Annotated in this window: 21 protein-coding genes; 9 read left to right on the top strand and 12 right to left on the bottom strand. The window is 46.2% G+C overall.

What is annotated here, in order from left to right; genetic code table 11:
- Positions 1-33 precede the first annotated feature (33 nt).
- Both LRP49_RS00655 and LRP49_RS00650 read left to right on the top strand, forming a co-directional pair.
- The gene (locus LRP49_RS00655) at positions 34-1,833 is read left to right on the top strand and encodes an ABC transporter ATP-binding protein (protein ID WP_274140079.1); all 1,800 of its coding nucleotides are present in this window, start codon (positions 34-36) and stop codon (positions 1,831-1,833) included.
- Positions 1,834-1,960: 127 nt separating this feature from the next.
- Complete coding sequence (locus tag LRP49_RS00650; protein ID WP_274139489.1) at positions 1,961-2,179, top strand: GDCCVxC domain-containing (seleno)protein; 219 nt, start codon at positions 1,961-1,963, stop codon at positions 2,177-2,179.
- Here the strand turns inward: LRP49_RS00650 and LRP49_RS00645 are convergent.
- Entirely contained in the window at positions 2,176-2,511 is a 336-nt protein-coding gene (locus LRP49_RS00645; protein ID WP_274139488.1) for a cupin domain-containing protein, read from the bottom strand. The two genes, LRP49_RS00650 and LRP49_RS00645, sit on opposite strands and share 4 nt — an antisense overlap.
- A 232-nt stretch (positions 2,512-2,743) precedes the next feature.
- On the opposite strand from LRP49_RS00645, the gene LRP49_RS00640 reads away from it, so the two are divergent.
- Positions 2,744-2,965 (top strand): hypothetical protein, encoded by a 222-nt coding sequence (locus LRP49_RS00640; protein ID WP_274139487.1) that lies wholly within the window; start codon positions 2,744-2,746, stop codon positions 2,963-2,965.
- A gap of 323 nt (positions 2,966-3,288) precedes the next feature.
- Positions 3,289-3,495: a hypothetical protein gene (locus tag LRP49_RS00635; protein ID WP_274139486.1), complete on the top strand. Its 207-nt coding sequence runs from the start codon at positions 3,289-3,291 to the stop codon at positions 3,493-3,495.
- 54 nt (positions 3,496-3,549) lie between these two features.
- Here the strand turns inward: LRP49_RS00635 and LRP49_RS00630 are convergent, their stop codons facing one another.
- Positions 3,550-3,819, bottom strand: coding sequence for a hypothetical protein (locus LRP49_RS00630; protein WP_274139485.1), 270 nt, complete (start codon positions 3,817-3,819; stop codon positions 3,550-3,552).
- A 299-nt stretch (positions 3,820-4,118) separates the two neighbouring features.
- Between LRP49_RS00630 and LRP49_RS00625 the strand changes: the two genes are divergently transcribed.
- From LRP49_RS00625 to LRP49_RS00615, 3 genes are all read left to right on the top strand, one after another.
- Positions 4,119-4,619, top strand: coding sequence for a hypothetical protein (locus LRP49_RS00625; protein ID WP_274139484.1), 501 nt, complete (start codon positions 4,119-4,121; stop codon positions 4,617-4,619).
- A 187-nt stretch (positions 4,620-4,806) separates the two neighbouring features.
- Positions 4,807-5,724 carry a cation transporter gene (locus tag LRP49_RS00620; RefSeq protein ID WP_274139483.1) on the top strand — a complete coding sequence of 306 codons (918 nt, stop codon included), beginning with the start codon at positions 4,807-4,809 and terminating at the stop codon, positions 5,722-5,724.
- A gap of 76 nt (positions 5,725-5,800) precedes the next feature.
- Positions 5,801-6,112, top strand: coding sequence for a hypothetical protein (locus LRP49_RS00615; RefSeq protein ID WP_274139482.1), 312 nt, complete (start codon positions 5,801-5,803; stop codon positions 6,110-6,112).
- 36 nt (positions 6,113-6,148) lie between these two features.
- On the opposite strand, the gene LRP49_RS00610 is transcribed toward LRP49_RS00615, so the two are convergent.
- The 3 genes from LRP49_RS00610 to LRP49_RS00600 all read right to left on the bottom strand — a co-directional run bounded on the left by LRP49_RS00610 (position 6,149) and on the right by LRP49_RS00600 (position 7,771).
- On the bottom strand, positions 6,149-6,520 hold the full coding sequence (locus LRP49_RS00610; protein WP_274139481.1) for a ribbon-helix-helix domain-containing protein: 372 nt from the start codon (positions 6,518-6,520) through the stop codon (positions 6,149-6,151).
- Positions 6,521-6,558: 38 nt separating this feature from the next.
- On the bottom strand, positions 6,559-7,116 hold the full coding sequence (locus LRP49_RS00605) for a DJ-1/PfpI family protein (RefSeq protein WP_274139480.1): 558 nt from the start codon (positions 7,114-7,116) through the stop codon (positions 6,559-6,561).
- A gap of 247 nt (positions 7,117-7,363) precedes the next feature.
- Positions 7,364-7,771: an ACT domain-containing protein gene (locus LRP49_RS00600; protein ID WP_274139479.1), complete on the bottom strand. Its 408-nt coding sequence runs from the start codon at positions 7,769-7,771 to the stop codon at positions 7,364-7,366.
- A gap of 177 nt (positions 7,772-7,948) precedes the next feature.
- Here LRP49_RS00600 and LRP49_RS00595 point away from each other — a divergent pair, with 177 nt between their 5' ends.
- Entirely contained in the window at positions 7,949-8,176 is a 228-nt protein-coding gene (locus LRP49_RS00595) for a DUF6500 family protein (protein ID WP_274139478.1), read from the top strand.
- A gap of 76 nt (positions 8,177-8,252) precedes the next feature.
- On the opposite strand, the gene LRP49_RS00590 is transcribed toward LRP49_RS00595, so the two are convergent.
- The 4 genes from LRP49_RS00590 to LRP49_RS00575 all read right to left on the bottom strand — a co-directional run bounded on the left by LRP49_RS00590 (position 8,253) and on the right by LRP49_RS00575 (position 11,191).
- On the bottom strand, positions 8,253-9,074 hold the full coding sequence (locus LRP49_RS00590) for a delta-class carbonic anhydrase (protein WP_274140078.1): 822 nt from the start codon (positions 9,072-9,074) through the stop codon (positions 8,253-8,255).
- Between the two features lie 413 nt (positions 9,075-9,487).
- Positions 9,488-10,138: an AcfA family outer membrane beta-barrel protein gene (locus tag LRP49_RS00585; RefSeq protein WP_274139477.1), complete on the bottom strand. Its 651-nt coding sequence runs from the start codon at positions 10,136-10,138 to the stop codon at positions 9,488-9,490.
- The gene (locus LRP49_RS00580) at positions 10,131-10,508 is read right to left on the bottom strand and encodes a NirD/YgiW/YdeI family stress tolerance protein (protein ID WP_274139476.1); all 378 of its coding nucleotides are present in this window, start codon (positions 10,506-10,508) and stop codon (positions 10,131-10,133) included. The genes LRP49_RS00585 and LRP49_RS00580 overlap by 8 nt, the downstream gene beginning before the upstream one ends.
- A gap of 404 nt (positions 10,509-10,912) precedes the next feature.
- Positions 10,913-11,191 (bottom strand): hypothetical protein, encoded by a 279-nt coding sequence (locus LRP49_RS00575; protein ID WP_274139475.1) that lies wholly within the window; start codon positions 11,189-11,191, stop codon positions 10,913-10,915.
- 310 nt (positions 11,192-11,501) lie between these two features.
- Between LRP49_RS00575 and LRP49_RS00570 the strand changes: the two genes are divergently transcribed.
- Positions 11,502-11,918, top strand: coding sequence for a GFA family protein (locus LRP49_RS00570; protein ID WP_274139474.1), 417 nt, complete (start codon positions 11,502-11,504; stop codon positions 11,916-11,918).
- Positions 11,919-12,208: 290 nt separating this feature from the next.
- Here the strand turns inward: LRP49_RS00570 and LRP49_RS00565 are convergent, their stop codons facing one another.
- From LRP49_RS00565 to uca, 3 genes are all read right to left on the bottom strand, one after another.
- Entirely contained in the window at positions 12,209-13,510 is a 1,302-nt protein-coding gene (locus LRP49_RS00565; RefSeq protein ID WP_274140077.1) for an ISNCY family transposase, read from the bottom strand.
- 359 nt (positions 13,511-13,869) lie between these two features.
- Entirely contained in the window at positions 13,870-15,624 is a 1,755-nt protein-coding gene (atzF, locus tag LRP49_RS00560) for an allophanate hydrolase (protein ID WP_274139473.1), read from the bottom strand.
- The gene (gene uca, locus LRP49_RS00555; protein WP_274139472.1) at positions 15,625-19,257 is read right to left on the bottom strand and encodes an urea carboxylase; all 3,633 of its coding nucleotides are present in this window, start codon (positions 19,255-19,257) and stop codon (positions 15,625-15,627) included.
- Between the last annotated feature and the right edge of the window lie 68 nt (positions 19,258-19,325).

The following is a 19,325-nucleotide window of genomic DNA, read 5'->3' as shown; positions in this document are numbered from 1 at the left end:
TATAAATAAGAAATGAAAAGAGACGAAGACACAGTGAGTAATGGTGCTTTAACAACGCTATCGACGAGATGGCTGATAGAACAGGCGAAAAAGCAGAAGAAGCGTTTGATTGCTGCCAACCTTATCGCCATTTGTGCAACGCTGATCAGCGTGCCGATTCCACTTTTGATGCCTTTAATGGTAGATGAAGTGCTACTGAACAAACCGGATAAAGGCATCGCATTCTTCAATAACTTCTTGCCTGAATCTCTCCAACAGCCAGCCAGCTATATCGTATTGGTGCTGCTGATGGTGATTGTTATGCGCATTGCGAGCCAAGCGTTGAACATTTGGCAAAGTCGCCAGTTCACCTTGGTGTCAAAGTCGATCACTTGCTACATCCGCCAGCAACTTCTCGATAAGCTTGGCCGCGTGAACATGAAAGAGTTTGAAGAGCGCGGCAGCGGTGGCATCAGTTCTCATCTGGTCACTGATATTGAAACGATAGACTCCTTTTTAGGGAACAGCTTGAGTCGCTTTGTGGTGGGTGTTTTGACCGTGTTCGGCACGGCAATTATCTTGCTGTGGCTGGATTGGGGATTGGGGTTGTTTATTCTGCTCGTTAACCCAATCGTAATTTTCCTATCTCGTAAAATGGGTCAACGCGTCAAGCATCTTAAACGCGCGGAAAATCAGTCATTCGAACGCTTCCAGCAACGCTTAGTAGAAACCCTTGATGGCATCTATCAACTGCGAGCAGCGAACCGTGAACGCGCCTATTTGGACGTGCTGAAAACCGACGCTGAAGCTATCCGTCATGATGCAGACAAATACGCATGGCAATCAGAAGCAGCAGGGCGTGTGTCTTTCCTGATGTTCTTACTTGGTTTTGAATTGTTCCGTGCGGCAGCAATGTTGATGGTACTATTCAGCGACTTAACAATCGGCCAAATCTTCGCTGTGTTCGGTTACTTGTGGTTTATGCTGAGTCCAATTCAAGAACTATTGGGCATCCAATATGCGTGGTTTAGCGCGTCAGCTGCAATGAAACGCCTAAACAGCCTTTTGGCTCTTGATGAAGAGCCAAAGAGCGAATCAACCAGCGACCCATTGATTGACCGTGACACCTTTGGCGTAGATTGTCGCAACATCGACTTTGCATACGACAGCGAGAAAACAGTCCTTAACGGTTTGTCTTTGTCGATTCCTGCTGGTAAACGAGTCGCGCTTGTTGGTGCATCGGGCGGCGGTAAGTCGACACTGATTCAACTGCTACTTGGCCTATATCGCAAGTCGGAAGGTGACATCTTGATTGATGGCCAACCGGTCGAAGAAATCGGCTATGAAACATTGCGTCAGCATACCGCGGTGGTTCTCCAGCAACCCGTGATTTTTAACGACACCCTGCGTGCAAACCTGACGTTAAATCGTGATGATTTCACTGACGAGCAATTATGGAAATCGTTGGAAATCGCGCAACTCAGTGATGTCGTTGATAAGCTAGAAAATGGGCTGGAATCCCAATTGGGCCGCCAAGGCTTGAAACTCTCTGGCGGTCAGCGTCAGCGTTTAGCGATTGCCCGTATGATTCTGACTAATCCTAAGCTTGTGATTCTCGATGAGGCCACTTCAGCATTGGATACGGCGACAGAAGCAGCATTGCACGAAGCACTAAATAACTTCCTGCAAGGTCGTACGACACTTATCGTTGCGCACCGTTTGTCAGCCGTTAAGCAAGCGGATTTGATTTACGTACTGGAAGACGGAAAGGTCGCACAATGTGGTAACCATTCCGATTTGGTGAAAGAAGCGGGACTTTATCAAACCCTTTACGGCAACCTACAAGCCGGATAAATACAAGGCCCTGCAAATGCGGGGCTTTTTTTCGTCATGGATTCTCAAGAGTAATGGGAAGTTTGCTGGCGAGTAACGCATTCTCGTTCCACGCTTACATAAGTCATTCCCTAAAGTAGAGTCGGCAATGAAGGTAGTTTTAAAGTCCGAGCTTAAGTGTCCTCACTGCGGGCACGCGAAGGTTGAGTTGATGCCTATAGATTCCAGAGCCCAGCATTTTAAATGCGAGAGCTGCAATGAGGTCATGATGGTACCCGAGGGCGTCTGCTGCGTGTTCTGTGCATTTGGTGATTCACTTTGCCCCAAATCGCAACTTAAAGGGACGTGTTCGGACAAACAACACTAGCTGACTTCAGCGGGGTAGAAAACCGCAAGCCAAACAGTATTGGTCTCTGGTTTTGTCCAGCTTACTTTATGTTTAGTGTGTGCAGGGATGTTCAAATGGTCGCCATGCTTTAGTTGAATGACTTGTTCATTCTCAAACGTAATCTCCGCTTCTCCTTGCAACACGATAACCCACTCGTGCTCATCTTGATCGTACCAACCTTCATCCGGTGAACACTGGCCATGAGACACAATTCTCTCTATTCGTACGGAAGGGTGTTTGATTAAATCATCAAAAACTTCGTTATTTTGGGCATTTGGTAACGATTTAAAAAGACTTCCTTGTTTGAACATATTCGAGTATTCCTTTCAATTAAAACGCTGACACATAAGCACTATCGTGACGAAATTAAATGGTTTAATGCGCGTGAAAAGCACGCCTTATGGTTACTGCCCATTTGGCAAAAGACTATTACTGAGAAACAAAACCACTAAATGTAGTTTGTCTCATAAATGCTTCACAAAATGAAATCGATATGAAATTACACTCACCGCTTTAGAGGAGTATTTTCCAAGGAGTAGCACTATGAGTGTACATATGTGGCATTGCGAAAGCTGCAAAAAAGAAACCGGCCATGAAGTGAGAGAGCAGCAGCATCACGATCCTGCGTTGCAAGCACTGACCGTCCCACCATCCAGTGGTAATTTTAGCGACCATACTGAATGTACGTGTGTAGAGTGCGGACATGTCGAATGGGTTGATCCTGTCGATATTTTCCACGTAGATGAACATGACTTCGGTGATTAAGGGTTATGTATAGAATATAGGAAGGTGAAGAAGGGGATATCTTCACCTTTTAAAGAACTATATAACGCACTATAACTTTAATGTCGCTTAATTAAATAACATTACAAACAGGATTAAACACAACCACTTAATCCATCGACACATTGTGACATCACAACGTTCATCCATGTCTATGTAGTCAAACGATCGGGAAAACTGAGTGTAATTCAGGCTGACATTTTCTTAGTTGTTTGATCGTTTTATAAGTTTCTGGTGTTTAGCTAGAGTCGCTGAGATTTACGTAATACTATGAAAAACAAAACAACGATAAGGAAAACGCTAACATGCCACTAATCGCTTGCCCGGTATGCGAAAAACAAGTTTCTAAACGTGCTCTGGCATGCCCAGGGTGCGGAGAGCCTGATCCATCTAGACACCATACGAGAAATACTTGGCTTGGCCGTTTATTTTGGCTGGCTGTTTGGGTTGCCATCGGTGCACTTGTTTGGGTGAAAGTCGTGCCTATGGTTATGGAGATTTTCAAGCAGTAACCGCTCGTCTTCAATTCGAATACAAAGAAAGCGGACTGTCATAGGCCGCTTTTTTTAGCTCGTCGTTTCAGGCAACGATGCATGAAGATGGCAAGAAGCCCAATCTTGCAAGCTCAAATGGGTAAGGAGACATCCAGGCGATTTTTGGCCAATCGCAACCTTAAGGAAGAGAGTGGCAGTTTCAGCGTCACCGCCAAAACACCGTTGTATCGCGCTAATTACATCGCTTTCTGCTTCGCCCTCATCCACAAGTTGTCTGACCCACTCGTATTCAATTGAATCTCTGTTGACGAGCGTTTTTCTTCCTAGCGTAAATGTCGCCACTTATCCTCCTCACAGGATGAAGAAACGGTTGCATTTTGATGTAGATAGATATTAAATCGGAAAAAACTGACATGCGTAGCGAGGGAGATCGCAATTGAGCATCTTTTCATCGTCAAGGTATGAGTGTTAGTGGACTAATGTATTGATATTTATCACCTAAGTTAACTCGGGTTATTCCGTATTATTACGTTTGCTTGCCCAAAAACGCAGCCCGTGACGCAAAAATGTTCAAAAACTGCTCCTGTTTTTATTGAAAAGTGGTAGTTTTTTGGCGTCGCTTTACATGGTAGTTAAGAGTTATGAAATGGATTCTGTCTGACTGGATTCGAAAGAAAAAGTACGAGAAGTTCTTTAATCGAGTCGAAGAAGATTTCTTCAAAAACAAAAAGTACAGACCTTATTTAGAAGACCGTATTCTCTCTACACTCAAGAACAGTGCAGAGCAGAAACCCAAAAGGGCCACACGCATCGTGCTCGGCTGTATACGGTTGTCTCTCCTCGATAAATACCTCATTGAAAACCGCTACATACGCTTTCTAGAAGACAACAGCAAAGAACTTTGCAACCAGTGCGTGTCTGGCAGTGACGTCACCTATGATCCAGAAGGTCTCATCGAGAACTTCATACACAACAAACACCGTGAATGTTCTGACTACATCCTCTCTCACATCCCTAAATACTACAAAAAAGTCGCCAAGGAACTGGATGTTGAGCTCAGCTATACAGTAAACAAACACGGTGAATCAGAGATGCATGAAGACATGATCATGATCCTGTGCCATAAAAAGTCCGACACTTGAAAATCAGCTCACTCGTCTAGAATAACGTGCCACTACTGTACAATATCCAACCCAGACAGGCCTGAGCCTGTCTTTTAGTTTTCAACAAACAGCCTCTTAGGCTCAATTCCCAGACGGACAAGACGATTTTCACCAACTACAACTGATCGTGAGCAAACCGCGCGTTTAGTTGAAGGAAGAGCGTCTAATGAAAGACATTCCATTGATTGTCACCGAGGAAAGAGCACTTAAAGTAAGCATTTTCGCCAACCTTGTTATGGCCTTTTCTGGTTGGGTCACTTATTACCTGTCAGGCTCCGAAGCCTTGTTACTCGACGGAAACCTGTCGTTTATTCTGTTTCTCTCATCGATCGTTGCGCTGCGGCTAACGAGAGTAAAAGCCTTAGTGACGGATGATTTCCCGTTCGGGAAGTTTGCCGGCGAGTCCATGTACACCTTGTTCAAGGGCATCATGATCCTTGGTGTCTTGTTGTCGTCTATCACTACCAATGTTGGCAAAATCGTTGGTTATATAGATGGGGAACCAACGCCTCAACTCGTGATTGGTCCCATCATGATATATACAATCGCCATGGTCGTTATCTGTCTCGGGTTAGCTTTTTATTACCACAGTGAAAATAAAAAAGTACAGAACAACAGCATGTTACTTGAGGCCGAGACAAAATCCTCGCTAGTTGATGGTGTACTGTCTGCCGCGATTGGGGTCGCATTGATTGCGATTGAGTTTGTCGATATTCATGGCCCGGCAGGGTTCTTACACTACATCGGGGATGCCATTGTCGTTGTGCTTATGGGGATAGTGATGCTGCCACAACCCGCAGATCTTATCCGGTGCGCCTTCCATGAGCTAATGGGAGGAAGCCTAAAAGATGAAGAGGAACAACGCGAGATTGACACCACAATCAGGCAGCTCCTTGATGCGCGAGAGATTGAGTGCGAAGAATTGCTGGCAATGAAAGTAGGGAGTAGCTATCTCATTATCATCTGTTTTACGGCAGACGTGTTTAAGCATAAGAGTGATGACTTGGTTGAAGTCAGAAAAGAAATCTTATCAAGCTTATGTAAAACAAGGAGCTTTGTTGATTTAGAACTCGTACTGGATTAGACATCTACACCCCGTACTTGATCGTTTGTCAGAATCATGCACAATAATACTGTATATATAAACAGTGTTATTTAAAATGCCAGCAATTCGATACCGACATAACTACAAAGCCATTGTGCTTCGTCATGAAGCGACACAAACAAAGGGCCATCTAATCCCGGCTTACCTTAAAGACGGGAGCTTGGTTTATTACCCCTTTGGAGGCTTTGTAAACAGAGAGGTACTGACATACGAACAGTACGTTAAGTTAGTTTTTATCGATGGATACTGTCATTCAGACGATGACGGGGCATGGGAGAATATCAGCAGTAAAAAAGTACTGGGTGTATTTATGAGAGGCGAATACTTCGTGGTGTTAAACCAAGGCAAACCGATAATGATATCGTGATCAACGGTTATTACGTGGCTGCGAACAGCTAATGAGTTAGCTGAAACGCCGTAAACGTTCATCTCTGCGCGCATTTTCCTCTTTCAAAATCGGCTCAGCATCCAGTTGACGCAAGGGTTTGTCATCGCCCCTGATAAGCACACCGTCGGCGATAAGTGACAGATACCGACTGCAACATACGCGTAGAAAGGATGTGAAATTGCTGACATCGTGATTTGCTTCCAGTGACTCAAAATACAGATTGGTGATCATCTTGTTTAAGGCAATTTGGTCGCGGTGTGCAATCTCTTGAAGGGTGTTCCAGTAAAATTGCTCAAGACGAATAGAGGTGACAACGCCATCTATGCGTAATGAGCGAGTGTGGCTTTCCCATAATTTCTCATCCGCACCGATAAATACTTGGCACATGCCAACCTCCTTTTGATTATCCGTTTTCTCAGCCAATCCTAAAAAAGGGCGACGAACTGTTTTAGCATTTCGGGGTGAGCAGGCCATGCGGGGGCTGTCACCAAGTTTCCGTCCGTAATGGCATCATCAAGCGCGATTTCAGCGTATTCACCGCGCGCAAGGTCAATCTCGGGTTTACACGCTGGGTAAGCGGTTAGCTTACGACCTTCAACAACGCCTGACGCTGTAAGTAACTGGATCCCATGGCAAATTGACGCAACAGGCTTGTTTGATTCAAAAAACGCTCTTACCAATCGAACCACATCCTTGTTTAATCTTAGATATTCTGGCGAACGACCACCTGGAATGTACAAAGCGTCATATTCCGTTTCCTGCACATCGTTAAAATTCGCATTCAATGCAAAGTTATGGCCACGCTTCTCGGTATATGTTTGATCGCCTTCAAAGTCATGCACCGAGGTTGAAATCGTATCGCCTGCGACTTTATCAGGGCATACGGCGTGAACTTCATGACCCATTGCGATCAGTGCTTGGTAAGGCACCATGTTTTCATAATCTTCAACAAAATCACCGGTAATCATCAGTACTTTAGCCATCATGCTTCCTTTTCGTTAGGTTGAGGCGCGCCAGAGTTCTTCTCGCGCACTGTGATAGCTATATAACCGCAGTAATTTAACAACGTGGTAACATGGGAATATTACATTTCGACAATGTAGTGCTCAACTAAGAGACTTCGTGAGTTGCGCTATGCAATGAAATGGAAAGGGTGTTTAGCAAGAACCTCTTGAAGAATAAGAGGTTCATCACTCTAAGAAAGGAATTCTGGAAGATTTACGCCGATGATCAGTGCAGCTGACGCTTTTCAAAATCCAACAATGCAGAAAGTGCCATTTCCGCCTTATCTGCAGGCACAAAGACATGATCATGGTAAAACGCCGCAATCACATTTGCACTTATGCCTCTTTCTGCAAGCTTGGTAGACACAGCCGCCGTCAGCCCAACGGCCTCTAAGCTTGAATGAACGGTTAAGGTGATTTTTTTAAACACACCGTCATAAGGCAGTTTTGCGCTGTCAGCCATCGCCTTGCTTAATACCAGCGTTAAACCCTCGGCTTCTTGAAACGTCGCTAGCGGGGCTAGTTCGATGTAATCCTTTAATTTTCCTTCTACAGTACAGAATACCACTTCATACGACTCTAATTCTGGTTTCATTGTTCGTAAAAGCGCATCCAAATCGACAATACCTGACATAGCAATCCATTATTTTTGTTTATTAGTACACGTACCTTTGCCAAAACGCGTTGAAATTACAAGGCTATGAAACGTCAATTTGCAGAAAGCCAACCTCGATCATAAAGGATAAGTGGCGTTTTTATGGGTAACTGTGTTTATATACAGTACAAAAGGAGTTATTAAGGAAACAGCAAAATGAGAGCGTCACTGCGCAAAAAAGTCTTAGACGTCTGCCAAAAGAAAATCGACACCAAAGGCGATAAGGTTAACGTCTCTTTCTATGCATTTTTTGCCAACAAGAACGACGATCCAGAGCTTTTGATGGAAGCGGCCACGTGGTGGATTCAAACACATAAGTTAGACCACTTTGTGAGTGCCCATACCGTGATGACGTTAGTCAGGAACGAAAGCGAGAAGACGTAGCGGAGTTTAGTAAGGAGAGAGTTGAGGAAGAATAGGGCGCAGAAGACCTTCGATGCGCCCTATATGCGATAAGCTATCAGCGAGCTATTTCAGACAAAAGATCCTTGTTCACGACAAGGTTTCGTACGCCATGCGCATGGTCTTCATCAAACGCATTGCCTTCACACCATTCCCCGACAGTCTCAATATTTACCTTGGCCACTTTAGGGCGAACGCTCCACGTAACCTGAAACGGCGAGCCCGCTTCGTTATAACTTGGGCCAGTTGTAGAGCCTGCATACTGAATCGGTTTCCCTGTATTCACAGGAATGCTCACGGCTTGGTGCACGCCGTCTTGCACTTCATGTTCAGTCAGTGTTTCAAAGTCATACGCATTTTTGTCATTCACCAATACGTACACCTGAGTTTCGACACGCAGTTGCGGGTTCTTATTGGCATCGTTCAGACAGGCACCAAGTGTCGGGCCTGGGGAAACCTGAGCAGTTGAGTGAACATAATGCACCTCAATGGTGTCACCAGGCATCAGACCACCATGTTTGCTTGGGCAAATCTTCCCGCTTGTTGGCATCAATTCGGCATCGGTTAACGTTCCAGAGTACTTATAACCAGTTTGATAACCTTCGCCATCGCCGTTGCCCGCGTATGTCGTAAACTCGCCACCTTTATGTTCCGCGTTTTTATGGAAATGGATATTACACAGGTTCATTTCGGTGTAAGACGGCGCAGCACTGAATACCACTGCGTTATTTCCACCGACTGAGTCGATATCACGCGGAGATTGCGGGCCGAATCCTTCGCCCTCAGTATTTTCCGCCAACTCTTCACGTTGCTCTGAGATCACCTTGTCTGAAACGGCGATCTGTGCGTCTTTCGCCAATACGCCAAACGACGCCGTCATCGCCAGTGTAATAAGGCAAAGGTTGCTAGCTTTCATTGGTTTAGTCCCTTATCAATTGAAATGGTTAAATGGTGTCCTCACCGACAACTGCATCGAAACTAACCTTGGTTTCAAATATCTTTAGGCATACGCCTGAATAGAGAGCACGGTGCGAGAATATCGAAAGTTGCTGCATTTTTTGACTGGAAACGGCCTTACGACACCCATCTTTTCGATGGATTCTCTTTAATGCAGCAAAGCATTGTACAAATTGCCTACGCTTATGTGCGAAAGCTCATACTTTAAAATGCCTAATTAAACAAACATAAAAGTCAGTTGGTTTACTTACAAAACATAGGGATAAGTGGGTTGGGGTACGAAGGAGAGGGAACAAGTGACCAGAAAAATGACCCGCTGCGAGCGGGTCATTAATATTAGAAATAGTAAGCGACAGTACCTAGCAACTGAGTATTGTTAGCCACGTCATCAAACGTGAACCCAGCGTTAGCTCCGAGGTAGAGTCCATTATAAACCTCATACTCCGTGCCCACGTTCAGGGCTAGGCCCACACTGTTTTCGGTTTTATATCCGTTGGACACCGAAATGCTTGGGTGAGAGACAGAAGACTCCGTATCAGTCACTTCATTTTCTGTTTCTCGAGATACCGAACCCGTGGTTTTGTATTTGGTATACGTTAGGCCCAACCCGCCTTTTAGACGCAATTTGTCATTCACATCGTGGAAGTACACAGGCATCACAACGAATTGTTTTGCTTTCAAATCAGCACTCCATTCGTCTTCCGTTTGTGTATTTTGAACAACGCTGACAACCTTGCTGCGCGACGCGTCGGCATTAAATTGGCGATAGCCAAGTTCAAGGCCAAAGTCATTGTCAAAGCGATAGCCTACGCTTCCAGACCAAATGCTGTCAGAGCTATCTGGCGTGAGGGAGGTTCCATCACTGAATGCAACTGAATTGTCATGAGACAACGCGTTGTATCCATAACCAAGAGATACATAGGGTTGCGCCATAACAGCTGTAGACATTACCAATGCTGGTAGCGCAATTAGAGCCTTCTTAATCATTTGGATTATTCGCAAGAAGAATGTTATCTACCGCAATCGTATTCGCGTTAGGCTCAACATCGACTTCACCCACAAGCACAACTTGCGTGGTGGCATCTACGTCGATCGCCGCCATATCCTCATCATCGATTTCAACGGTAATCATGCCTGTTGAATCTTTGAAGGTGTACATTTCATTGCCAAGAGAATCAACGATGTAGCCAGTCAGCACAACGTTTTGGTCATCCATCGCAGCGTTTGCGTTCAATACATTAGAAACGGACGATGTTGCCTGTACGGTTGCCGTAGTTTGAGTGTTCGTTGCAGCAAAAGCAGGATTAAGCAGTGAAGAACCCAGGATCAGGGCAATAGCGCAGTATTTAGTTTTCATAAGAAACTCCATTTGTATCAGTATTTGTTTTTATTTTTGAGACAGTTGGAGTGTACGCCCGCGCTGCGACGCATGTCACTGAGCAGTATTGGAATGTAAAGTTGCAGAATAAAAGGAGATTTAGGGTAGGGAGATCTGGTATGTGCATGACGAGGACAAGGTTTTACTCGCTATCATTGGCGCATCGGCTGCAACGGGTTTGCTGTCGTTCGTGCTGACAGTCATCGCACTGAAAGTCGATGTGCGTTGAGCGAACATCACCAACTTCTCCGGCGGCTTGAAATGAAAAATGCCAGTGAGCACTAAATCATCAAAAATGAAAGCTCGGTCTACACCGAGCTTTTTTCATTATCGACCTGCATAGGAGTTAGTTTATTGAAAGCTCGCGTTGGCAAGGGCTGTGTTTAACTCAAATTGCTCCAATCAAAGTCTGTCTTTGGAAATAAGGCACCTACAGAGTGATTGATATTAACTCCTTCGAAAGCATCAAATACGCTCTCTATCAAATTAAGAGGTAACGCTAAACGCATGACTTCCGTAAAATCAGAGCACGGTAATTCCATGATTTCCAAAGGTAGCCCTAATGCCAAATGCACATCTTGAGTATTAACAACAACACTATCATTATACCCCTCCAAGATTCGTACACTTTTGCCATTCAATAGGATCATTCTAATTTTCATGCTTTTCCTTTCTTATCGTTGAGGGGGGAATCATAACATACTGTTTATATTGAATATATTATCCAAATACTGACAGGGTCGCGCCAAATTATTTCAATTTTTCTCTGCTTGGTATCCATAGCCCAGTGACATACGTTTATTGCCAGGCTGAACAGGCGGTTTTCAATGACGCCGTCACATCCCTTTAAATCGTGGAACAGGCTAAAAGAAGTCACTCGAATCACACCCCAAACACATAACTGTATATATATACAGTTATGTATGCTAAGTTCTGAAGTAGTGACCATTACTTCAATCTAGGGAATTAAACGTGGCGCATTCAAAGACAAGCTGCCTGTGTGGGCAGGTAAAGATTACCGCAGAAGACATCAATCCAAAGTTTACCGTTTGCCATTGTCAGTCATGCCGTGCTTGGGGCGGCGCGCCGTATTTTGCGGTGAAGTGCGGAACCAAGGTTCAGATTGAAGGTGAAGAAAAGATCACCATGTGCGAATCATCAAGCTGGGCGTCTCGTGGATTCTGTAGCCAATGCGGCACGCATTTGTTCTACAAATTCAAAGCGACCGGCGAGTACAACATGCCAGTAGGTTTATTTGCAGACTTACCAGGCTTGGAAATGGACATGCAGTACTTCAGTGATGCACGACCAAGTTATTACTGCTTCAGCAACGAAACCAAAGAAATGACGACAGCAGAGATCATGGCGTACTTTGGACCGCAGCCATAAAGCAGCATTCGACATTTAAAATCTCCGCGCGATACAATCGGTGAACGCGATAAATTCCCACAGCACACAAACAGCACTGTGGGAGCACCAACTTAGAAAGCCACGGCAAAGCATAGAGACACAAGGGTTAGCGTAAATCAGGCCATCTCGATGGATGTTAAAACCCAACCCTTATGTCAAACCTCTTTTAAGAAGTCCTATTTCCTGCTCATTAGAAATGTCACTGTTTGGGATACGAGTAGGTGAAAGGTATTGGATAGTAGACGGCAGCAATTGGGATGTGATTTCCCTTAATCTAAAGCCGGGTTTCGTCCAAGAGCCCGTATTTGTGCTCGTCGCTTCGGCATTTTCTTGCTCCGTGAGCGCTGGTCAGCACGATCCATTTCATCTTGTTTCTGTTGAGCAAATGACAGGACCGCTCCAAGACGTTTGTTCTCTACAATTTGCCCTTGATCTACTTCTGCCAGCTTGTCAAATACCTGACAATCGAGTGATCGATCGCCGTACATAACAGCGATGCGTCCGTCTGGGTAGTCAAGCACCTTGACTGTTTCGCCGGCCAGGCGGCTATTCTCTTCGGTTGGTTCTACCAAATACAACACTTTGTCATATTGGAAGGTCAAGGACTTCGATAGCACACGCGTGTCGTGCCAAGCAAAGGTATCATCCATATCACAAGCATCACCAACGAAAGGCCTGTGCAAATCTTTCGGAAATTTAGGCACCTTGGCAAAGCGGTCGTTAAAGTCAGCGATGAAGTAGGGCAGCCATCCGTTCGCTTCCTCAATCGTATTGATCTTTTCCAGACGCATTTCCTTGATCAGTCTGTCCTGAAGGGTTTTGTTTGCACGTTCAACACGTCCTTTTGCTTGGCTCGAATTTGCACAAATGAGTTCTATGTTGAGCTCTTGTAGAGCTCGTCCATATTGTGTAATTCGGTCGGTATGTGCATCACGCTTGCTGACATGGAAAATGGTGTGGCGATCACTATAGAAAGCGACAGGCCTGCCGTGTAGTTCAATGTAGCGTCGAGTTGCTGCTAAATAGTCAAAGGTAGATTCAGTCTCACTAAAGTGTAGGTGCATTAGTTTACCCGTGGCATCGTCAATAAAGACCAAAAGGCAACACTTTGGGCTTCTGCCTTCAAACCAATCATGATGAGAGCCGTCAATTTGAATGAGTTCACCTAGACAGTCTCTACGCTGACGTGGTTGATAAATTCTGGGCTTGCGTTGCGAGTGAGGAACCCAAATACCGGCAGCCGTCATCCAACGGCGAAGGGTCTCGACGGCAAGGTGAATTGCATGAAGATGTGAAAGCTTTTCCGAGACCAACTTCGGTCCAAAATCATAATAGTGCTCACGAATGACGGCGATAACTTGTGAACGTAGTTCATCTGGATAAGATCTGTTACTGGGTTTTCCTCTGCGTTCAGACAATAGAGACTCAGCTCCATCAGTTTTGTAGCGACTCACCAGACGGTATAGATGTCTTGCAGTAATACCTAAGCGTCGTGCGGCTTGCGTTCCAGATAGGCGTCGGTCAATGACATTTTCGATCATCCGAATTCGGTGCAGTTCTTTATCTGTCATAGTCAGCAGCATGTTCAAAACTCCGCTGTGGAGAAGATCCAAAGCCTAGCTGAACATGACATTTCTAATGGGCTCAGATATGACACTACTAAAGAGTTCTAACACCTTAACTACGCTTTATGTATATTATGTTAAATGAGATATGCCGCTACGTGAAATGTGACTCTCTACTGTAATGACCCTCTTTCTTCAAATAATTCAGTCTATTAAACGTAATTATCTATTTACCATAAAATAGATAATTACCAGCTTATTAAGAAACAGCCACGAAACGTGGTTTCCTGCCAGCTTCTTCGTCCTCTGGGAATTATTGGGTTTTGGTGCGGGAATCTGATTCTTTGACTCCCGACCAAATTTACTTACGGTTCACGGCGTTGATACGTGCGCCAACTTCCGTACTCGGAAATGTCGACGGCACCAACCGTTCCTGCTTGCTCGCAGATAAATCCAGTGACTTGCGTGCCATCATCAAGTTCGACTTTGCCGAGTCCTAGTGGACTTGGGATGTTTGCCAGAAAATCCCCTAAGCGAGCTATCGGCATTTCCCATAACTCCATTGCGATACTCACGCCGCCTTCCGTTACCTTGACCATGCCTGGTCGTTTCGGGCCTTCTCCAGCTAACGCAAACAATCGGTAATTGGCTGCACTTTGTCGTTGCGCGACAAAGCTGGCTTGTCTGTCAGTTAATTGATGATTCAATGGCAAGTCTTTCATGTGTGCACCACACACCGCGATCAGCATCGATTCTGGTACTGGCTCAATCACATCAAAGGCTCGCTCGCTTTCATAAGCGTCTGCCAGAGCCAACAGTTTTCGCTCCGAACCCTTATCACCAAACAAAGTAATGCCAAATGGCATGCCTTTGCCTCGTTCATCCGCAGGAATGGCTATGGCCACATAATCTAATAGATTCATGAAGTTAGTGTAATAGCCAAGGTTTGTGTTTAGCTCAATCGGATTATCTCGCATCTCGGCAATCGTATAGATAGTCCCTGCCGTTGGGATCAGAATGGCATCGACCTTACTCAGAATGGAATCCGCTTTTTGTTTCAGAGCTTTAAGCTCATACTGCGCTTCAAATGCATCAACAGCAGACAAGCTTCTCGCACTACTGACAATCGCTTGAATGGACGATTCACATTGGGATTCGTGTTCATCAAAAAACGTTTGAATTGCAGCGTAACGCTCAGCTACCCAAGGGCCGTCATACAGCAGTTTTGCTGCGTCGAGGAAGTGTTTAAAGTCTAACTCAACAAGCTCTGCACCGAGGTTTTGGCATTGCTTTTTGGCAGCATCAAACCGCGCTTCGAAGTCGTCATTACCAAAAAAAGACAACAGCGATTGGTTAGGGACCCCAATTCTCGGCAGACTCGCCATGTACTCTGGCTCAATTTCTGCCTCGGCAAAGTCTCTGGCATACGCATCTTGCGGATCATATTGACCGGCGATGGGCAGCAAATACTGAATGTCTTCAACTGAATTGGCCAGCAAAGTGACGCAATCGAGCGAGCGACAAGCTGGTACTACGCCACGACAACTTAGGCGTCCAATACTGGCTTTTAAGCCAACAAGCTGATTGAACGCCGCGGGCACTCGCCCCGATCCTGCCGTATCGGTTCCCAGTGCAAACATTGCCTGATTCAGTGCGACAGCAACCGCACTGCCAGAGCTTGAACCACCAGAGATATACGTGGGATCGATGCTGTTTTTGCACGCGCCATAAGGGCTTCGTGTTCCGTTCAAACCTGTCGCAAATTGGTCGAGGTTTGTTTTTCCCAGAGGCACTGCACCTGCTTCTATAAGGGCTTGAACAACGAATGCTGATTGACCTGGCGTGTAGGAAAATGGCTCACACGCTGCGGTCGTCGGTAATCCAGCTAAATCAATGTTGTCTTTAACGGCAAATGGTACGCCGTATAGTGGTAAAAATTTGGGGTTAACACTGTTAAGCCGCTTAATATAACCGTCTAATTGTGCTTCACTTACCACGCTTATCCAGCAGTTATGCGCGTCAGCTTTCGCTTTACGCCACGCCAGATTCAAGTATTCCTCAGGCGTAATCAGTTTTTGTTTGTAGGCATCGAGTAGTGCGTTGATTGAGGTGAATTCCATTTAAATCTGCTCCATCACAAGCAGTGGTTGCCCTGCCTGAACTTGTTCGCCTTCTTGTTTTGACAACCTAACGACGCGCCCTCTTTGTGACGCTGTCACTTCAATTTCCATTTTCATCGACTCTACGATGAGAATAGGCTGTCCCGCTTCAATTGTGTCGCCCTCGTTGACCAACACACGCCAGACATTGCCAGCTAATTGGCTTGGAACGACAAACTGGCCCTGGTCTAGCAGCTGATCTTCGGTTTCTTCCTTTATGTCTGAAATAGAAACGAAATTGGCGTCGCCACTTTCTTCCCAGCGTTGACGTTCAGCATCAAAGGCGTGTTGTTGCTGCTGCTTAAACGCGGCAATGGCATCTGCTTCTTTCTCCAACAGAGCTTCGTAGCCAGCAAGACTGAAGGTGGTTTCTTCAATCCGAACGTCAAACTTGCCCAGTGGGAAGTCTTGTCGGATTTTCGTCAGTTCTTCAGGCGATACAGGATAGAAACGGATTTGGTCGAAAAAGCGAAGCAACCAAGGTTGGGTGAAGGTGTTGTTTTCTCGGTAGCGATTCCACATTTGCAGGGTTCGCCCCATCAGTTGATAACCGCCCGGCCCTTCCATGCCGTAAACGCACATGTAAGCTCCGCCAATGCCAACGGCATTTTCAGGTGTCCATGTTCTTGCGGGGTTGTATTTGGTGGTCACTAAACGGTGGCGAGGATCCATCGGTGTTGCGACGGGCGCACCAAGATACACATCGCCAAGTCCCATCACTAAGTAATTGGCATTAAAAACAATCTCTTTGACTTGCTCAATGCTGTTTAACCCATTTATTCTGCGGATGAACTCGATATTATCGGGGTTCCACGGCGCATTTTTGCGGACAACGTCATCGTACTTTTTCATCGCTTTTTGAATAGATGGGTCGTTCCACGACAGCGGTAAATGTATGATGCGAGACGGAACACTGAGCGACGATATATCACCAATCTCACCTTCTGCGATCTCAAGTATCGCGATCAATTCGCTGACGCTGCAACGCAAGTTGTCGTAATGGACTTGAAGGGAACGGATACCGGGCGTCAATTCTTTGATCGCAGGTATACACATTTTTTCTAGCGCAAGCATCAGGGCGTGAACGCGGAAACGCACGCGAATATCCAGGGCTTGCGGCCCGTATTCCACTAAGAGGTAATCTTCACCGCTTGGGCGATAAACCACCTGCTCGCCATAGCGTTCCTTGTCGATGGTTTTGAGTATGGGCGAACTGAGTGGAGCTGAATCCAAGTGCAGTTCACTGGCCAGACATTGGCCGACAGAAAGAATTTGATGGCACTCTGCTTCTTCAGCATCCACAAAGGTAACTGGCTGGAATCGTATTTTGTCGCCAGGTTTTAATTGTCCCAGCTTCCAAAGATCGGCTTTTATTACCGTCGCAGGGCAAACAAACCCGCCAAGACTTGGGCCGTCTGGCCCCAAAATAACAGGCATATCGCCCGTGAAGTCAACGGTTCCAACCGCGTAGGCGTTATCGTGAATGTTCGAAGGGTGTAATCCCGCTTCACCACCGTCAGCTCTCGCCCAATCGGGTTTTGGCCCGATCAAACGTACCCCTGTGCGGCTTGAGTTAAAGTGAACTTCCCATTCGGCCTCAAAGAAAGCGTCGATATCTTGGTTTGTGAAAAAATCAGGCGCACCGTGTGGGCCGTAAATCACACGCAGTGTTTTACTTGCGGCGAAGTCGACAGGCTCCATGCTTCGTTCATTTCCACTGGGTGCTGTATGTTCCGGGTTGAGCAAGTGAATGACGTCGCCGCCCATCAGGGCTCGCCCTGAGTGACCGCCAAATTTCCCCAAAGTAAAGGTTGAGCGGCTACCGAGATACTTAGGGCAATCTAAGCCGCCCTTAAACAATACATACGCACGTGCGCCTTCGCCTGTTACTGCACCGAGTTCTAGTACATCCCCTTTTTCTATGGAGAGTTCCATATTTAAGGAAGCCGTTTCTCCGTTGATAGTAATTGGTATTTCTGCGCCTGCCACAACGATATTGACAGCAGTGTTGAATCTTAACGAGGGCCCATTGGCGATGATTTCCAGCCCCGCACAAGAAGCGTTATTGTCCAGCAATTGGTTTCCCAAACGGAAACTTAGACTGTCCATGGGGCCGGAAGGTGGAATCCCAACGTGCCAATAGCCTTCTCTTCCCGGTATGTCTTGAATCGTGGTTTGTGTCCCTGCGGCGAGCACATCAAATGTCAGAGGCTGGTAATCAAACTGATTGAGGCTTGATGTCAGGATCTCCCCGTTGGTGACAATATCTTCCTGAGCCAGTTGAGAAAGATACGCAATGTTGCTTTCAATGCCATACAGCCGCGTTTCACGTGTTAATTCCGTTAACCCTGCCAAGGCATCTTCTCGCGTGCCGGCATGTACCATCAGTTTGGCGAGCATGGGGTCAAAATACGGACTTACCTCAACGCCAGATTCAATCCAACCATCAACACGCACTATTGTGCCGTCTTCACGTTGTTCGGGTCTGTTCATAACAACGTTATCAGGTAAGGCAAACTGGTTGATCAAGCCCGTCGAGGGCAAAAAGGATTTGTTTGGATCTTCTGCGTACAGGCGAAACTGAATAGCGTGGCCGAATGGCGTTGACATTCTTGCTGTGACCCAGCTTTCTTCAAATTCATCACAGCCAATCTCAATCATCAGGCGCACAATATCGACATCGAACAACATTTCCGTCACGCCATGTTCGACTTGCAGACGGGTATTTACTTCAAGAAAGTAAAACTGCTGGGTAGTTTCATCGAGGATAAATTCAACCGTGCCCGCACTGCGGTAATTCACCGATGCCGCCAGTCTTTGTGCCGTGTCTTGTAATGCTGAACGTGTGATTTCATCTAAGTTGGGTGCTGGCGTTTCCTCCATCACTTTTTGGTTTCGACGTTGCGCGGAGCAATCTCGCTCGCCGAGTGTCAGTACATTGCCGGCACCGTCGCCAACAACTTGCACTTCGATGTGTCGTGCGCACGTGATGAATTTTTCAAGGAACAATCCACTGTGGCTGAAGTTGTTCTCGCCCAATCGCTTGACTGCATCGAATGCGTCGGCCAATTCGTCGCTGTTCTCACATAAACGCATCCCGATGCCACCGCCGCCTGCGGTGCTTTTCAACATCACGGGATAACCCATGCTGGCCGCTTCGCACTGCGCATCTTCAAGGGTATCTAGCAACCCAGTACCAGGTAGCAACGGAACATTTGCGTTTTCCGCCAATTCCCTCGCGGTATGTTTCAGGCCGAACATGTTCATCTGTTCGGAGGTGGGGCCAAGAAACACCACGCCAGCTTCTTCACAAGCGGCGACAAAGTCCGGGTTTTCACTCAAAAAGCCATAGCCGGGATGAATCGCTTCTGCGCCAGACGTTTTGGCAATGTTGAGGATCGTCGAGATATTCAGGTAAGTGTCCGACGCGCTGCCATTGCCTAAGCAATAGGCTTCGGTGGCGTTTCTGACATGCAGGCTTGATGCATCATCTTGGTGGTAAACCGCCACACTGTCGATTCCCATTTCATCCAAGGTGCGAATGATTCTACACGCTATCGCTCCGCGGTTGGCGATCAGAATTTTTTTAAACATCGTTAGCTCTTGATCTAGTCGGGTCGTCCCGAGTAACGCGAGAGGCTTGAGCAAAATGCTGCTGACAG

Origin of the sequence: Enterovibrio qingdaonensis (assembly GCF_028683135.1) — a bacterium.
GTDB lineage: Bacteria > Pseudomonadota > Gammaproteobacteria > Enterobacterales > Vibrionaceae > Enterovibrio > Enterovibrio qingdaonensis.
This window is presented reverse-complemented; position numbering and strand designations above follow the sequence as displayed.

Coding starts and splice junctions, on each gene's coding strand:
- LRP49_RS00650 (WP_274139489.1), top strand. CDS start 1,961: ATGAAGGTAGTTTTAAAGTCCGAGCTTAAGTGTCCTCACTGCGGGCAC.
- LRP49_RS00645 (WP_274139488.1), bottom strand. CDS start 2,511: ATGTTCAAACAAGGAAGTCTTTTTAAATCGTTACCAAATGCCCAAAAT.
- LRP49_RS00640 (WP_274139487.1), top strand. CDS start 2,744: ATGAGTGTACATATGTGGCATTGCGAAAGCTGCAAAAAAGAAACCGGC.
- LRP49_RS00635 (WP_274139486.1), top strand. CDS start 3,289: ATGCCACTAATCGCTTGCCCGGTATGCGAAAAACAAGTTTCTAAACGT.
- LRP49_RS00625 (WP_274139484.1), top strand. CDS start 4,119: ATGAAATGGATTCTGTCTGACTGGATTCGAAAGAAAAAGTACGAGAAG.
- LRP49_RS00620 (WP_274139483.1), top strand. CDS start 4,807: ATGAAAGACATTCCATTGATTGTCACCGAGGAAAGAGCACTTAAAGTA.
- LRP49_RS00615 (WP_274139482.1), top strand. CDS start 5,801: ATGCCAGCAATTCGATACCGACATAACTACAAAGCCATTGTGCTTCGT.
- LRP49_RS00610 (WP_274139481.1), bottom strand. CDS start 6,520: ATGTGCCAAGTATTTATCGGTGCGGATGAGAAATTATGGGAAAGCCAC.
- LRP49_RS00605 (WP_274139480.1), bottom strand. CDS start 7,116: ATGGCTAAAGTACTGATGATTACCGGTGATTTTGTTGAAGATTATGAA.
- LRP49_RS00600 (WP_274139479.1), bottom strand. CDS start 7,771: ATGTCAGGTATTGTCGATTTGGATGCGCTTTTACGAACAATGAAACCA.
- LRP49_RS00595 (WP_274139478.1), top strand. CDS start 7,949: ATGAGAGCGTCACTGCGCAAAAAAGTCTTAGACGTCTGCCAAAAGAAA.
- LRP49_RS00590 (WP_274140078.1), bottom strand. CDS start 9,074: ATGACGGCGTCGTTTGGCGTATTGGCGAAAGACGCACAGATCGCCGTT.
- LRP49_RS00585 (WP_274139477.1), bottom strand. CDS start 10,138: ATGATTAAGAAGGCTCTAATTGCGCTACCAGCATTGGTAATGTCTACA.
- LRP49_RS00580 (WP_274139476.1), bottom strand. CDS start 10,508: ATGAAAACTAAATACTGCGCTATTGCCCTGATCCTGGGTTCTTCACTG.
- LRP49_RS00575 (WP_274139475.1), bottom strand. CDS start 11,191: ATGAAAATTAGAATGATCCTATTGAATGGCAAAAGTGTACGAATCTTG.
- LRP49_RS00565 (WP_274140077.1), bottom strand. CDS start 13,510: ATGACAGATAAAGAACTGCACCGAATTCGGATGATCGAAAATGTCATT.
- atzF (WP_274139473.1), bottom strand. CDS start 15,624: ATGGAATTCACCTCAATCAACGCACTACTCGATGCCTACAAACAAAAA.
- uca (WP_274139472.1), bottom strand. CDS start 19,257: ATGTTTAAAAAAATTCTGATCGCCAACCGCGGAGCGATAGCGTGTAGA.